The sequence below is a fragment of the Paenibacillus sp. 19GGS1-52 genome (assembly GCF_022369515.1).
Classification (GTDB): Bacteria; Bacillota; Bacilli; order Paenibacillales; family Paenibacillaceae; genus Paenibacillus_AQ.
Map to the genome: position 1 here is coordinate 5,105,104 of NZ_CP059724.1, position 14,271 is coordinate 5,119,374.

Annotated in this window: 13 protein-coding genes and 1 riboswitch; all 13 genes read right to left on the reverse strand. The window is 53.2% G+C overall.

Annotated features, from left to right (window positions below; translation table 11 throughout):
* Window positions 1-94 precede the first annotated feature (94 nt).
* The 13 genes from H1230_RS23735 to H1230_RS23795 all read right to left on the reverse strand — a co-directional run bounded on the left by H1230_RS23735 (window position 95) and on the right by H1230_RS23795 (window position 13,775).
* Window positions 95-1,591: a cobyrinic acid a,c-diamide synthase CobB gene (locus H1230_RS23735; RefSeq protein ID WP_239712321.1), complete on the reverse strand. Its 1,497-nt coding sequence runs from the start codon at window positions 1,589-1,591 to the stop codon at window positions 95-97.
* The gene (locus H1230_RS23740) at window positions 1,588-2,694 is read right to left on the reverse strand and encodes a cobalt-precorrin 5A hydrolase (RefSeq protein ID WP_239712322.1); all 1,107 of its coding nucleotides are present in this window, start codon (window positions 2,692-2,694) and stop codon (window positions 1,588-1,590) included. The genes H1230_RS23735 and H1230_RS23740 overlap by 4 nt, the downstream gene beginning before the upstream one ends.
* Window positions 2,687-3,514, reverse strand: coding sequence for a precorrin-4 C(11)-methyltransferase (gene cobM, locus H1230_RS23745; protein ID WP_239712323.1), 828 nt, complete (start codon window positions 3,512-3,514; stop codon window positions 2,687-2,689). The genes H1230_RS23740 and cobM overlap by 8 nt, the downstream gene beginning before the upstream one ends.
* On the reverse strand, window positions 3,511-4,230 hold the full coding sequence (gene cobI / locus H1230_RS23750; protein WP_239717525.1) for a precorrin-2 C(20)-methyltransferase: 720 nt from the start codon (window positions 4,228-4,230) through the stop codon (window positions 3,511-3,513). The genes cobM and cobI overlap by 4 nt, the downstream gene beginning before the upstream one ends.
* A 586-nt stretch (window positions 4,231-4,816) precedes the next feature.
* A complete protein-coding gene (gene cbiE / locus H1230_RS23755; RefSeq protein WP_239712324.1) occupies window positions 4,817-6,064 on the reverse strand; it encodes a precorrin-6y C5,15-methyltransferase (decarboxylating) subunit CbiE in 1,248 nt (415 codons plus the stop codon).
* The gene (locus H1230_RS23760) at window positions 6,057-7,136 is read right to left on the reverse strand and encodes a cobalt-precorrin-5B (C(1))-methyltransferase (RefSeq protein WP_239717527.1); all 1,080 of its coding nucleotides are present in this window, start codon (window positions 7,134-7,136) and stop codon (window positions 6,057-6,059) included. Before H1230_RS23760 ends, cbiE begins: the two co-directional genes overlap by 8 nt.
* Window positions 7,137-7,271: 135 nt before the next feature.
* The gene (locus H1230_RS23765) at window positions 7,272-7,937 is read right to left on the reverse strand and encodes a precorrin-8X methylmutase (protein ID WP_239712325.1); all 666 of its coding nucleotides are present in this window, start codon (window positions 7,935-7,937) and stop codon (window positions 7,272-7,274) included.
* 27 nt (window positions 7,938-7,964) lie between these two features.
* A complete protein-coding gene (gene cobK, locus H1230_RS23770) occupies window positions 7,965-8,732 on the reverse strand; it encodes a precorrin-6A reductase (RefSeq protein ID WP_239712326.1) in 768 nt (255 codons plus the stop codon).
* A 5-nt stretch (window positions 8,733-8,737) separates the two neighbouring features.
* Window positions 8,738-10,741 carry a precorrin-3B C(17)-methyltransferase gene (gene cobJ / locus H1230_RS23775; protein ID WP_239712327.1) on the reverse strand — a complete coding sequence of 668 codons (2,004 nt, stop codon included), beginning with the start codon at window positions 10,739-10,741 and terminating at the stop codon, window positions 8,738-8,740.
* Between the two features lie 287 nt (window positions 10,742-11,028).
* Complete coding sequence (locus H1230_RS23780) at window positions 11,029-11,910, reverse strand: energy-coupling factor ABC transporter ATP-binding protein (protein ID WP_239712328.1); 882 nt, start codon at window positions 11,908-11,910, stop codon at window positions 11,029-11,031.
* Between the two features lie 29 nt (window positions 11,911-11,939).
* The gene (cbiQ, locus tag H1230_RS23785; protein ID WP_239712329.1) at window positions 11,940-12,731 is read right to left on the reverse strand and encodes a cobalt ECF transporter T component CbiQ; all 792 of its coding nucleotides are present in this window, start codon (window positions 12,729-12,731) and stop codon (window positions 11,940-11,942) included.
* The gene (locus H1230_RS23790; protein ID WP_239712330.1) at window positions 12,715-13,011 is read right to left on the reverse strand and encodes an energy-coupling factor ABC transporter substrate-binding protein; all 297 of its coding nucleotides are present in this window, start codon (window positions 13,009-13,011) and stop codon (window positions 12,715-12,717) included. Before H1230_RS23790 ends, cbiQ begins: the two co-directional genes overlap by 17 nt.
* Window positions 13,008-13,775, reverse strand: coding sequence for an energy-coupling factor ABC transporter permease (locus H1230_RS23795; RefSeq protein WP_239712331.1), 768 nt, complete (start codon window positions 13,773-13,775; stop codon window positions 13,008-13,010). Before H1230_RS23795 ends, H1230_RS23790 begins: the two co-directional genes overlap by 4 nt.
* A 238-nt stretch (window positions 13,776-14,013) precedes the next feature.
* A riboswitch (cobalamin riboswitch) is annotated at window positions 14,014-14,204 on the reverse strand.
* Between the last annotated feature and the right edge of the window lie 67 nt (window positions 14,205-14,271).

The window sequence follows — 14,271 nt, forward strand, 5'->3', positions numbered from 1 at the left end:
TTAATCATTTCTTTACGATATCATTTTTCGGGAGGATAGACCACCGTAAAATATAATACCAGACCCGAAAGCTTCGACAGCTGGTTTGTGCTGCTCAAGGCAATCTCTGCTCGCGGTATAATCGACAGGCCTCAACCAGCCGAAAGGCTGCCGGCAAATAAGAGGCCAGATGAATATGTGCATACGCGGCCATAATGTTCCCCCGGACATATCCCTCCGGCTGGCTTCCGCTCCTGCCTTTGCTGTCGTAGGCATAAGAGTGCTGTGCGTCATCGTAATTCATCACCGAATAATGAAATTCATGCCCACGTAAGCATTCTCCCTGCTTCAGCAAAAGGTTATCTTCACGCGCGGTAACCTCTCTATACCCTAGCGCCGCTCTGCGCTCTTGCATGACGGTATGAGCCGGAATGATTCCAGCCATCTCATGTTGCCTTCCGGCACGATCGGTAAGCGAACGGGCCAGCACCATGTAGCCACCGCATTCTGCATACAATGGCATACCGTTGTCTGCTGCCGCCCGCAAGCCCTCTATAAAGGCAGAATTACTGGCAATCACGGAGGCGAATTCCTCTGGAAATCCACCGCCCAGATAGAGTCCATCCGCATGCTCCGGCACACCTTCGCCGCGAAGCGGGCTGAACTCGATCAGGCGGGCACCTGCCTGAACCAGCAGCTCCAGATTGTCGGTGTAGTAGAAATTAAAGGCCGCGTCACGAGCCACAGCTATGACTGGCGAGGTGTTGATTGGAACGGATTGAGCTTCAGAGAAGTGCAGGCCGGATGCTTGATCTATCCAACTGCGATGTCCGACTGAGTTCAATCCCACTGGCAAAACTAACTCTGCTAGCGGGATTTGAAGTGGAGTAGCAGCATGAGCGATATCAAGCAGCCTTTCCAGATCTGTACCCTCTGCTACTACCTCAGCGGCACGGTTGAATAAAGGCTCCAGCTCTCCCCGTTCTATCGCGGGCAGCAGACCCAAATGCCGCTCTGGAATGCTAAGACTGCTATCCCGCAGCAGCCAGCCAATGACCGGAATACCACAGGCCTCTTCAATCGCCACCTTCACGGTTTCATAGTGGCTGGCACTGCCGCAGCGGTTAACAATGACTGCGGCAATCCGCACCCTTGGCTCTAGCTGCTGAAAGCCCAGCACGATCGCCGCCGCGCTGCGTCCCATACTGCGCACATCTACGACCAGCAGCACAGGGCTATCGGTCAGAATGGCTATTTCTGCGGTTGAGCCTGTAATCCCCAACCGATCTTTTCCATCGTACAGCCCCATGACACCTTCGATAATTGATACATCCGCCGCCTCTGAAACCTGCAGAAAGTGATCCAACAAATAGTCGCTGGAAGTCATCCATGAATCCAGATTATGGGAGGGGCGTCCCGTTACAGCCGCATGATAGGTCGGGTCGATATAATCCGGTCCGCATTTGAAGCCCTGCACCTTCAGCCCGCGCTGTGCACAAGCTCTCATCAGGCCGAGTGTCACCGTTGTTTTGCCCGAGCCACTGCCAGTACCGGCTACGATAAAACGGCTGCGCCGCTTTAAGATTGGCTCAGCCCTCTGTTCTTCATTCATAGTGATTCCTCCACTCCGTCAAAAAGAACTCGCGCAACGGCTATCGTCACATTGCCACTTTTCTTCTTGCGCAGCAACCAGTCCGCCGCTCCCGAGGACAACAACGCTGCTGGCTCGCATACGCCGTAGGCACCCGTAGCTCTGAATACCGTGTCCGAGGGATTCGCGATGGGGATAGTGTTCAACTGCTCAGGTGAATACAAAGCAAGCTCCCAGCCGTACTTGCTGCACAAGGCCAGCAATCCGGCTTCATCCCCTTTAATCTGAGCTGTGGCTATGTTCCGCACACTTGCTAGTGACAGCTTGAGCTCATCCAGCGTGTCTCTCACCACAGCTTCAAGCTCTGCTTCTGAAGTGCCCCGATTGCAGCCGAGGCCAAGCACCAGACTGCGCGGGCGGTATAGGACACTCCGGTTCAGCAGCGTTGACTCTTCCGGCGCTTCCAGCAAGCGATCGGTCACGAGTATCGCCGCGCTGAAGGACGATTCTAGCAGTTCTGCAACACTGCTGCAGAGACGCACATGCTCCGGCAATGTTGCTCCGATGGGCAGCCAGCCGCGCTCGCCGCTTTCCTGCAGCACGGCGACGGGTTCTCCGTTCACCAGAGCGGCGCTGATGCTTTTCATGTTGTCAAAGCTGTCCGCCTTCCATCCGAACGCTCGGCCGAGCAGATCCACTGCAAAGGTTCCCTGCACATCAGAGGCCGTTGTAATCACCGGATGGCTGTCTAGCAGTTTGGCAATAGTTAAGCATAGCGCATTTGCCCCGCCCACATGACCGGACAACACGCTGATCACATGCTCGCCGCGCTCGTCAATGGCGATTACGGCGGGATCGGTTTTTTTATCTTGCAATAGTGGGGCTATTAAACGGACGACTGCACCTAGCGAAAAGAACAGAATCACACCCTCGTAACGGCTGAACACTGACGGCAGCAGCTCTTTTACCGGCTCCGTAAACAGGTATTGGCCCTCGCTCTCGACTAAACCTTCGCTATATTTGGCGTAGCAATATACGTCTGTGCCGGCCAGCCGTTCACCCAGTTGCTGTGCCAGCTGAATTCCGTTTCTGGTAATGGCTACAGCTGCATACTTCTTAGGCAAGGGGGTCGACTCCTTCCCTGCAGCCATGGGTAAAGCTCTTGTCGTAGAGCTTCGAACGATGCTGGTCACGGTCAACTAGTTGCGGATCAAGCGCCCAACCCGCGAGGATCATCGCATGCATCGTGATGCCGGCAACGTGCAGGTCAGCCTCCAGATTCTGCACGGTTGTCCGCAGAATCTGCTGATCCGGCCAGGTGGCCCGCTTCACCACAGCCACTGGCGTATCGGGATTCCAGCCTGCGGCGAGGAATTCCCCGGTCACGTGGCCCGCCAGTGACGCGCTGAGAAACAGCGCCACTGTGCAATGATGCGCGGCCAGCTGGCGCAACTGCTCGCGCTCCGGCACGGGCGTGCGACCTTCCGCACGCGTCAGGATGACGGTCTGCGTCAGGTCCGGCACCGTCAGCTCCGCGCCCAGCGCAGCCGCAGCGGCAAAAACAGAGCTGACCCCCGGTACGATCTCGTAGCGGACGCCGCATAGCTTGAGCAGCGACATCTGCTCCAGAATCGCTCCGTACATGGAAGGGTCACCGGTATGGACGCGGGCTACGCTTTTGCCAGCCTGCACTGCCGTTGCCATCAGTTCTACCTGGCGCTCCAGATCCATGCCCGAGCTTTGCAGCACCTCGGCTCCGGGTTTCGCACTGCGAATCAGCTCCTCGCTGACCAGAGAGTCCGCATACAGCACTAGATCTGCCGAGCACAGGATGCGGCTGCCTTTTACCGTAATCAGCTCGGGATCACCTGGACCTGCACCGACAATGTACACCTTTGGTTCCAGTGTTCTCAGCTGCTCATTTGTCATTAGTTCATTTGTCATTTGCTCACCACCATCAGGCTCAAATATTCCAGCTCTTTGCCGCGCAGCTCGCGCGCATCATGCCATACGGCTTCATAAGGAGAAGTCACTTTAGTGACGACGGATGCTTTTCCACTGAGACCTAGTTCATCCAGCACATCCAGCACCAAATCCAGCACCTTGGCCACCTTCAGAAATACCACAGTATCGTGATGCAAGAGCGCCTCCTTCAATGCCTCGCGGTCGTCTGTAGCCGGAATAATACCAACCCGCTGATTGCCATCCGCAAGTGGCTGTTCCAATGCGGCGGCGGCGCCTAATACCGAAGAAATCCCAGGGATAGACACAATTGGCACTCCGGGATGCAGCTCCTGCATCAAGCGAGCCAAATGAATAAAGGTGCTGTACAGATTGGGATCGCCTTCTGTTACAAAGGCCACATCCTTCCCCTGCTTCAATTCATTCCAGCACAGTTCTACCGTGCGGCTCCAGCTATTCTCTAGTAATACAGGGTCTTTGGTCATGGGAAACACGAGTCCCAGCATAATCTTTTCTTCAGCATTCACGTAAACGTCAACGATTTCATGTGCGTAGGATTTGCCCCCTTTTTTCGTGGCAGGGTAGGCAATCACCGGACATTCCCGCAACAGGCGACAAGCCTTAATCGTGATCAGTTCCGGATCACCAGGCCCAACGCCCACTCCGTACAAGGTACCGTAAACCGACGGCTCAAGCACTTCCTCCGCCAGCAGCAGTCCTCCTTCAACCGCATAGAGGCTGCTCACAGCTTGAACTGCCACTTCATTCAGCTCCCCCGAGCAGCAATTGCTTCGTTTATGGATTGTGTTTCTAGTTCGAGTTCTAGTTGTAGTTCTAGTTCATTGCCTCTCATCGTCAGTTCGCTCCTCTCGTTCCCATTCTCATAGTAACTATTAAATATCTATATAAAAGCCAAATAATGATTCTCTCGAACAGGAGCACTACTCTTTCATCGCTGAATGTACAGTAGAAAAAAAGTAATATAGCAGTCTAGTCGAAGTGAAAAAAATTAACGGCAGTTACTGCTGCTAATATGATCTACAATTCACCTTAGAGACTAATTAACATCATTTACTGCCTCTAATTCGGCTCTTGGAAGCTAATTCCCTGAATATTTAGAAAAATAACGGCAGTAATTATAGTTAAACAGGAATTACTCCTATAATCATAAGATTTAACGGCATTTTTTCCTGTTAATACTGGGAGTCAGGAAGTCACCCGGGCCATGGTAAAGCTCAAATTGTCCAAAGTATAGCTAAGCTTAGCAGCGTCTAAGATAGAGCATTACTCCCGCCGGCCGCTGACCACGTAGACCGGATTCATCCCCTCGAAACGGGTCATCCCCAGGATCGGCTTGCCGCGCGAAGCCTGCAGCATCGTCACTTCTACCTTAAGCCCGGCGCTGCGCAAGGCCTCCATACTTCCATGCAGGGTCTCGATGGTGATCGCTCCCACCACAATTCGTCCCTCTGGACGCAGGCGGGCTGCGCACAGCGCTATAATCGCCGCCAGTTCGCCACCACTGCCGCCAATAAATACTGCGTCCGGGTCCGGCAACGCCTCTAAGCCCTGCGGTGCCTTATCATGAATAATCGTAAAATCAGCGCGGAATTTACGCCGGTTAGCTTCCATATTGGGCAGGTTCTCCGCCCCTTTTTCAAGGGCATAGACTCTGCCGCGCCGCGCAATCCGCGCACATTCCGCCGCTACCGCACCCGAACCGGAGCCGATATCCCAGACGACTGCATCGTCCGCCAGATTCAGCTCTGACAATACGAAGGCGCGTACCTCGCGCTTCGTAATAAGGCCTTTTTCCGGCCGCCGCTGTTGAAATGTTTCGTCCGGATAGGCGAACCCGCGCCGTGAACCCAAGCCTGAACTTGAACCTGAATCTGAACCGCCATCCGGCTTCCACCGCAAAATAACGATATTAAGTGCAGCAAATTCAGCCTGCCTAAGCTGCTCCAGCCCCCAGAACTGGCAGTTCTCCTCCGGCCCGCCTAAACGTTCGCAAACAAAAGCCTCGTACTCCGTCATCCCGAACTCGATCAGATATGCGGCTATACGAGCCGGACTATTCTCTTCATCGGTCAGCAGTGCAACCTTCTGCTTGCCGTCCATTCGTTGGGCTAATCCAGCCATCGGGCGTCCGTGCAGGCTTATTAACTCGGCATCCTGCCAGCTGTCCCCAAGCCGGGAAAAAGCCAGCTGTACGCTGCTGTAATGTGGAATCACCTCGACATGCGCCGCCCCAAATCTTCGGACCAGATAACCGGCAATGCCGTAAAATAACGGATCTCCAGATGCCAGCACAACAGTCTTCCGCGTTTTCCACAGCCCTGCCAGCTTGTCCGCGAAGAGATTTAGGCCACCTTTTAGAGCAATCTTTTCCCCGCCATATTGGCTGAAAAAATCCAGTTGTCTCTCGCCGCCAAACAGCACCTCGCTCTCCAGCACCTTGCGCAGACTTAGTGGTGTCAGCCCGCCAGCCCCGTCCTCACCAATACCGATGACATAAATTACATTACCCACAGATTTCTGCCCTCCCTAGCACTCGGCCCTTCATGGTGATCAACACCATCTCTACGGTCATTTGTCCGCCTACATGTTTCAGGCAATGGCTGCAAGCATGGTGACAGATCCGCTCAAAAAAAACACTATTCCCAGCCTCTGTCATCAGATCAACTACCTGCGAGGCGGTGTTCGCAGCAGCAACCTCTGCTACCATTGCTTCCTCCGCTCCTGCCTCGACGGCCAGCTGTGCAAGAAAGTTGAAATCGACCGGGGCGTTTTTGGAGTGAATCAGCATAGCTCCTTGCGCTACTTTGGAGTATTTACCTGCCATGCCGACGAGTGTAACCTTGGTGATTCCATAAGCTTTGGCATGCTCCAGTGAGAAGCCAACATATTCCCCCATCTGCACAAAAGCTTCCTCCGGAAGCTCGGGGAACATCGCTATCGCATATTTCTCACTGCTGCCGCCAGTCGTTAATACAATTTGCTTGTTCCCGGAGGCGGCAGCGACCGAGATCGCCTGCTGCACACTTGCCTTGTAAGCCTCGGTTGAGAAGGGAGTCACTACGCCGCGCGTACCCAGAATCGAGATGCCACCCAGGATTCCAAGCCTGGCGTTAAGTGTCTTGAGCGCAATGACTTCACCTTCCGGCACGCTGATAACTACACGTACTCCCCTTGCCGCGCCGTGCTCCTCCAGCACCTCAGACACAGCCTCTTCAATCATCCGTCTCGGCACAGGATTAATGGCCGCTTCACCCACCGATATCGGAAGCCCTGGCTTCGTCACCCGCCCGACCCCGCGGCCTCCGTCAATCTCGATGCCGGGTTCATCCCGCCAACTAACACTGGCCTCTATCCACGCCTGATGCGTTGCATCAGGATCGTCTCCGGCATCCTTCACCGTAGCACACGTTGCCGAGACCCCTCCGTGGCGCTGCCACCCAGTCAACTGAAAGGTATGGCTAAAGCCTGCGGGCAGATACACATCTGCCGTCTCCGGAGCCTTGCCTGTGAGCAGCAGAATGGCCGCACCTTTGGCGGCTGCGGTCGCGCAAGCGCCAGTGGTGTAGCCGCGGCGCAGCGGCATATCTGTCTCCGCTGCGCCGGGCTTCCCTGCTGAAACACTATTGTTCGGCGAGTTCCGCAAGTTCTTTGAGTTCTTACTCATCGCAATCCCCTCTTTGGCTGAATGGTGATTAGGTAGGACTGTTGACTTAACAGCTTATCCTTGTTGTTCTGCGGCATGGCGGACGGCGAGCAGGCTAAGGGCATTGACCGCGGCAACTACAACCGTACTGCCGCCTTTACGGCCGATATTACTGATATAAGGAATATCCAGCTTGCGCAGCTCATCCTTCGATTCCGCTGCAGACACGAAGCCAACTGGCATGCCGATCACGAGCCCGGGCTGGGCGGCGCCTTCTTTTACCAGACGGATCAGTTCCAACAGCGCAGTTGGCGCATTTCCGATGACAAAGATTCCACCCGGTGCTTCAGCACAGGCTTTGCGCATTGCGATAATAGCACGGGTAACGCCAAGTGCCTTAGCTTCTTCCATAACATCCGGATCGGAAATATGCACTCTCACATCCCCGCCGTATTGGTGTATCCGCGCCTTGGCGATCCCCGCTTCGATCATGCGCACATCAGCAACAATCGGTTTTCCCGCCAAAATAGCCGCAATGCCTGCTTCGATAGCCTGAGGATGAAAGACGAGACTGCGTCCCAGTTCAAAATCAGCCGAAGCATGTATAATCCGTTGCACAATCGGATACTGCTGCGCTGTGAAATCATGCTCCCCCAGCTCCGCAGTAATCATTTGAAAGCTCAAACCTTCTATTTCTTGCGGCTGCACCGTCAACGGCTTGAATTCTGTTCCAAAATCCATATACGCTCCTCATTTCCTGTAAAAGCTTTATCTACCCAACTTATCCAAAGCGGCGATAATATCGTCAAAAGAGTCATAGACCTCACTAAACTGCGCCACAGGTCGGGTTATCAAAATAACATAAAGACCCATTTCGAGTGCCGCATATAGCTTCTCATCGACAGAACCCTCCGCTCCGCTCTCTTTGGTAATCATCACTTGGATACCGTACTGCCGATATAACGCCTCATTGAGCTCTCGTGAAAAAGGGCCCTGCAGCGCTATAATATTCCGCTGTTCTATGCCTAGAGCCACACATTTCTCCATATTCTCCAGGCAGGGCAGCAGCCTGACTATCATTCGAATATTTGGATCACCCAGTAGCTGTTCCGCAAAAATCTCCAGCGTCTTGCCACCCGTTGTCAGCATAATCGAGCCTTGCAGCTCTTTGGCCTGACGAGCGGCTTCCTCGTAGGAAGAGGTGACAATCAGCCGTGGATGATTGGCATAGGAAAGACTGCGCCGCTCATACCGAAGGTATGGCAGGCCGAGTGCGGCCGCGGCAGCGATAGCATTAGTGTGAGCCTCGAGTGCAAAGGGATGGCTGCCATCCACTACGGCGCGATAATTCCCTTCTTGCAGCAGCGCGATCATGCTGTCTTTATCCAACCTGCCAACACGAGTCTTAAAAGAGGCAGCGCCTAAGCGATCTGCCGCACTTTGCGTCACGACCGATGCCAGCAGCAATACCCCTTGGCGCTCCAAAGTCAGCGCTAATTCTCTGGCATCACTGGTGCCGCATAACATAAATATCATGACGGTTACCGGCCCACAGAGTCGGGTGCTGAAGTTACTGGGGTTGTTGGAACTGCTACTCTATGTTCATGCGTATGCCCCTCATGTCCATGACCTTGCACTTGTCCGCGCGTATGTCCCTGTTCGTGCATATGTCCATGATGTTCTCCATGACCCCCGTGTTCCCCATGTCCCTCTTCACCATGCTGTTGGTGGTTGTGGTTGTGATCGTGGTGGTCATGGTTGTCATGGGTGTGGTCATGGTTGTGATCATGATGTTCGGCCGCTTCATCACGATATCTGCAGTTGTCGCAGTTGGCAAAGGATTGGCCAATTAGCGTCTCCTCAATCCGCTCGGTCATCAAGTCGGCAAGCAGGGGATGAAGACCCAAATAACTGCCGATTTCAACTTCAAGCTCCGGGTGAGCAGCGGCAAATAAGGCTACCATCTCCGTAAATTGCTGCATCAGCAATCCATTAAATAGCAAATACGGCAGCACAACAATTCTACGCGCGCCCAGAGCCAAACAACGCTCTAGACCTTCCGGCAAGGAAGGTTTCGCAATGGCTATGAAGCAGCTCTCGACACTTTTATAGTTAGTTTTTTCCCATAACAGGCGCGTCATTTTGTAGAAATCGCTATTCGCATCCGGGTCGCTGCCCCCACGGCCCATTACAAGTACAATCGTATCTTTATCCTCAACATCCTCAACCTTTGCTGGGTGAGCCTCTGCGTGTTCCGGCTGCACTACTGGCTGAGCTTCCTTGATCCGGTCCAGCAAAATATCCACCGCTTTGTCCTGCACGCCTATTGGGCGGCCATACACAAATTGCACAGCAGGATACTTGAGTTTGGCCTGGTCGATAGCCATTGGAATATCCAGCTTGGAATGTCCGGCTGCGAACAAAATAATCGGCACCACATAAACCGTGCTGGCCCCTCCGCGGATACAGTTATCAATGCCTTCAGCAATCGAAGGCTGCGCCAATTCTATAAAACAGGTCTCGAAGGTTAGCTCGGGCTTCCGGGCTGCAAGCAGATCCGCAAATTCCCGCAGCTCAACGTTACCCTCCATGACTCTGCTGCCATGTCCCACGAGTAATACGGTCTTCACTTCTTGTTCTGCTGCTGTGCTGCTTGTAACCTTGCTCTCTACTACCACGCCTGCCTTCATCTCCATGCTGCTCTTGGCAGAAGCAGCCAAGCTCCAAGGCTCCGCCGCTGTTCGCAGCCGCTCATGCGGCTTCAAGTCTTGGGTCTCCGCTCCCAGGCTGTACTTGCGCTCGTAGCCACGCGGCGTCACCATTAGACCCTCATACACCATCGTGGCTGAGTTGCCAACCACCACGGTAGACAGCATTCCGATCTCATGCTCCAGCATATCTTGAAGTGTTGTAACTATGGTCTGCTGCTTGTCTCGGTAGGCGCTTTTGACAATCCCCACTGGAGTAGCCGGATCACGATAACGCAGCAAAATATTGCGCGCTTCCTCAATCTGACGCGTCCGTTTCCCACTGCGTGGATTGTAGAAGGCAATTACAAAATCAGCTGCGCCCGCCGCCTCAACACGTGTGGCTATCGTCTCCCAAGGCGTAAGATGATCGCTTAGACTGATGGTACAAGCATCATGCATAATCGGTGCACCGAGCAGTGAAGAACAGGATTGAATCGCAGAGATACCGGGAATCACCTCAACCTCCACACCCTCTGCGCGGTTCCAGCCTCGCTCGATCAACACCTCGTAGACCAAACCAGCCATGCCATATACGCCAGCATCTCCGCTGGAAATCACCGCAATTATCTGCCCAGCTTCCGCTCTGCGCACTGCTTCCTGCGCCCGGCTGACCTCTTCGGTCATGCCTGTTCCGACAATTTCCTGCTGGTGAAGCAGCGGTTTAATAAGATCCACATAGGTGTTATAACCGATCACTGCCTCACTTTCCTCAAGCGCAGCCAGAGCGCGGCCCGTAATATGCTCCAGCGCACCAGGGCCAAAGCCAATAATAAGCAGTTTGCCTCGTTTCTTCATGTCGCTTCCCCCGTTCACTTAATCAATTCAAATTTGTGCAGACTATAACTTTCAATCTACTTGTGAAATCATGTATTTTTTACAGCTTATTCTCTATAAATTGCCTTCAAAAGACAGTTTGTTGTATGAACTACAGGATTGTCATTCGATAGGGACGCTACGATTCGTAAAAGATGGATATGATCCAACATTTCATTAATTTAGTGTGTATCAGAATAAGAATGCTGTATTTCATCCAGCATTTGGAGCCGAGATTCTGACACTTTTAGCATTAGCTCGAGCATGAATCAGCTCATATCCTCATTTAGCAGCAGACTCAGCATAGCTTTGAAATCCCCGGCATCACGCGGCGCCGTCCGGCCTGCGGTCAGCCGCTGTGGCAAGCTCTGCCATAAATCAGCCAACAGCGGCAGCTCCAATCCTATAGCCTGCAGCGCCTCCCGCTCAGCGAAGATGTCAGCCGGTGTTCCCGCAGCAAAACACCTTCCTGCCTCTAGCACAATCACCCAATCCGCCCAGCGGTAGGCCAGATTCATATCATGTGTGGCCATCACGATCGTTGTGCCTTGCTGATGAATGGCCTCAAGCGCCTCCAGCAGCAGAGTTTCGGACAATGGGTCCAGATAAGAGGTCGGTTCATCCAGCAAAAGAAGCTCTGGCTCCATCGCCATAACACCTGCGAGAGCCGTGCGTTTCTTTTGGCCCAGACTGAGCTGATGGATGGGCTTATCACTTAAGGAGGTCAGGTCCAGCCGCTCCAATACCTCATGACAGCGCCGTAGAATCGTCTCCTCATCCATTCCGGCATTGCGCAGCCCGAACGATACATCCTCCAGCGGCGTATTTAGAATCAGTTGCTGCTCCGGGTCCTGGAAGACCAGTCCGACACTGCGGCGCAGGGCGGCCAGGTCTTTTTTAGAGTAGGATAATTCTGCTCCTGCCCTGATCACCACGCCACTCTGTGGTCGCAGAATGCCGACAGCCTGCAGAAACATCGTCGATTTACCAGAACCGTTATGGCCGAGTATAGCCGTTCGACAACCTGTAGGAATGGCAATGCTTAAGCCTTGCAGCGCTGGCAGCACCGTATCGGGATATCTATAAACAACTTCCTCAAAAGCCAGACAGTACTCCTTGTGTTCCTTGTGTTCCTTATGTTCTTCGTACATTGGGATCTCCTCAATATTTACTTAAGCTGTCATGTACTCCACATCATCCACAGCTGGGCCAGCAGCAAAGCTGTTATTCCAGCATAGGCCTCGATAACATACCTGCGCGGAACCGATCGTGATACATAAGGTGGCATAGAAATTTCACCGGTAAAGCCTCGGGTCAGGAGTCCCTGTGAGAGTCCGTAATAGCGATGCATGGTTTTGGCGAGCAATCCACCCGCCATACCTGCGAACTCTTTTAGCTGGGCCACGAACCCTCTGTTACCGCCGCGCAGCCGCCGAGCCAGCAGCATTCCATGCGCGGTATCCCCCAGCAGAAACAGAAAACGATACATGATAAGCATGAGTTCCAGCACAATCTGCGGCATCCGCAGCTTACGAAGCACCTGCAGCAACTCGCCAAACGGCGTGGTGAAGATGATAAACAAGAAGCAGGTCATGCAGGCCGCTACTCGTGCGAGCAGCAGGCTTCCACGCAGGATGCCCGCAGTCGTAATATAGAGTGAAACTGAAGATAACGGAAGATGGACGGACATCACAGCTTCTGGAACTGCCTGTTGCCCCATCTCAATTAGTAGGGCAGGCAGACTTATACAGTAAAACAACAGCGCCGAGCCGAGCAGCAGACTGTACGTACGCAACGGAATTCTGGCATAGCCGATACACCACTGGATCATCCAGAGCGAGATTGCCAGCTGTAAAACCGGATGTAGCAGATAGGACAGAATGAACATTACCGCCGCGAATGCGCTTTTCCACATTGGTGATAGGTGTCGGAAAGCGTTCGTATAGGAAAGGGCATCAATTCTTCTGATCATGAGGATTCTGCCGCTCTTGTCTGCCTTTCAACAGACCAATCGTATAGCCGATGACTCCAGCACCTATGGCAGCCTGCAGCGCGAACAGCATACTTTCCGTTTCTGCGGGCAATTCAGTCAGCGGCTTAAACCAAGGCTTATATCCAGGATCAATCTCGCTGATCGCTCCTTCTGCGGCATCATCAGCCCCACCGAAATCACCGTTCACAAATAGCAGAGGAAGCACGACCAGCAGGATAACCACCAGCAGCATTAATCCGTTTCTCCATCTGGCAGTCATTCAAATCCCCTTCCTTTCGTTTCGCGTTTGAGTAGTGACAGCTCATTAGGACTATAGGATCTTAACCAATTCCAGAGCAGCACGGTCAGCAGTCCTTCACTAATCGCCAGCGGAATCTGGGTCACCGCAAAAATACTGCCAAACTTCAGAAAGGATGCAAGCACTCCGCCCTCTGCTGCTGGAAAAGCCACCGCGAGCTGAAAGGAAGTCACGACATAAGTCATGAGATCAGCGATAAAGGCTGCAGCAAATACCGCCAGCTTCTCACGGGGCGTCAGCTTCATCACCAGCTTATAAACTGCATATCCGGCAAAAGGACCTGCCACTGCCATCGAGAAGGCGTTCGCTCCAAGTGTCGTAATCCCGCCGTGTGCCAGCAGCAGTGCTTGAAACAGCAATACAATCGAGCCAATCACGCTCATGGGCAGGGGTCCAAGCATCACTGCACCTAGTCCTGTCCCTGTAGGATGGGAGCTGCTTCCGGTTACAGAAGGCAGCTTCATCGCTGACAATACAAAGGTGAATGCCCCCGCCAGACCCAGCAGCAGCTTCAACTCCGGGTTGTCCCTGGTCATTTTCTTGAGCTTCAGAATACCGCAGACAAAGAAGGGTACAAAAGCCAGCCACCAGAATACGGCCCAGCCTATAGGCAGAAATCCTTCCATAATGTGCATTGCCTGCGCTGTTCCCGGTTCATTGAACAGTAAATAAAGCGTAAATCCAGCCACCATCGCCGTGAATTTCCATAGGCTGCGTGGTTTCATACGTTTGCCTCCCTGATTTTTTATTTTGCAAAACAGAAAGCAAAAAAAACTCCCGCCCGTAGGGGTGGGAGTAGTATGTACGTCATCAGATATGAAAGAGAACGCCATCACGCGCGCAGCAGCAGACCTGTCGCCTCATAAGCAGCAGAACTGAAAGGATCAGTCTTTTGCAGGAGTCATTAAAGTCTGCTCATGTCTCATTCACTAATTCGTACACCGCTCCTATCCGCGTAGAGTCGTGGTGTGCGGAAACAAGGTAGGTCTCCTGGCTTCGGCTGATAACGCCAACTCTTCGTCTTCCCCGGTAATCTCCGAGTGACCTATTGAAGAGTGACTCACCTATACAGTGGCGGGACCGCTCGGGAGTTGCACCCGATTCCCTATTATCCCTTGACCTAAACCAAGGGCACCTTGTTTCATCGCTAATTTATCCTGTACAGCATAGCGGAGTTGGGATACGGTGTCTGTGATAAAAGTGGAAGCGGACGTTATGAAT

Bases quoted from the DNA above. Each gene is read 5' to 3' on its own strand.
- cobJ (WP_239712327.1), bottom strand. From the start codon at position 10,741: ATGAAGAAACGAGGCAAACTGCTTATTATTGGCTTTGGCCCTGGTGCG.
- H1230_RS23760 (WP_239717527.1), bottom strand. From the start codon at position 7,136: ATGCCGCTGCGCCGCGGCTACACCACTGGCGCTTGCGCGACCGCAGCC.
- H1230_RS23790 (WP_239712330.1), bottom strand. From the start codon at position 13,011: ATGACTGCCAGATGGAGAAACGGATTAATGCTGCTGGTGGTTATCCTG.
- H1230_RS23735 (WP_239712321.1), bottom strand. From the start codon at position 1,591: ATGAATGAAGAACAGAGGGCTGAGCCAATCTTAAAGCGGCGCAGCCGT.
- cobK (WP_239712326.1), bottom strand. From the start codon at position 8,732: ATGATATTTATGTTATGCGGCACCAGTGATGCCAGAGAATTAGCGCTG.
- H1230_RS23795 (WP_239712331.1), bottom strand. From the start codon at position 13,775: ATGAAACCACGCAGCCTATGGAAATTCACGGCGATGGTGGCTGGATTT.
- H1230_RS23780 (WP_239712328.1), bottom strand. From the start codon at position 11,910: ATGTACGAAGAACATAAGGAACACAAGGAACACAAGGAGTACTGTCTG.
- cbiQ (WP_239712329.1), bottom strand. From the start codon at position 12,731: ATGATCAGAAGAATTGATGCCCTTTCCTATACGAACGCTTTCCGACAC.
- H1230_RS23765 (WP_239712325.1), bottom strand. From the start codon at position 7,937: ATGGATTTTGGAACAGAATTCAAGCCGTTGACGGTGCAGCCGCAAGAA.
- cobM (WP_239712323.1), bottom strand. From the start codon at position 3,514: ATGACAAATGAACTAATGACAAATGAGCAGCTGAGAACACTGGAACCA.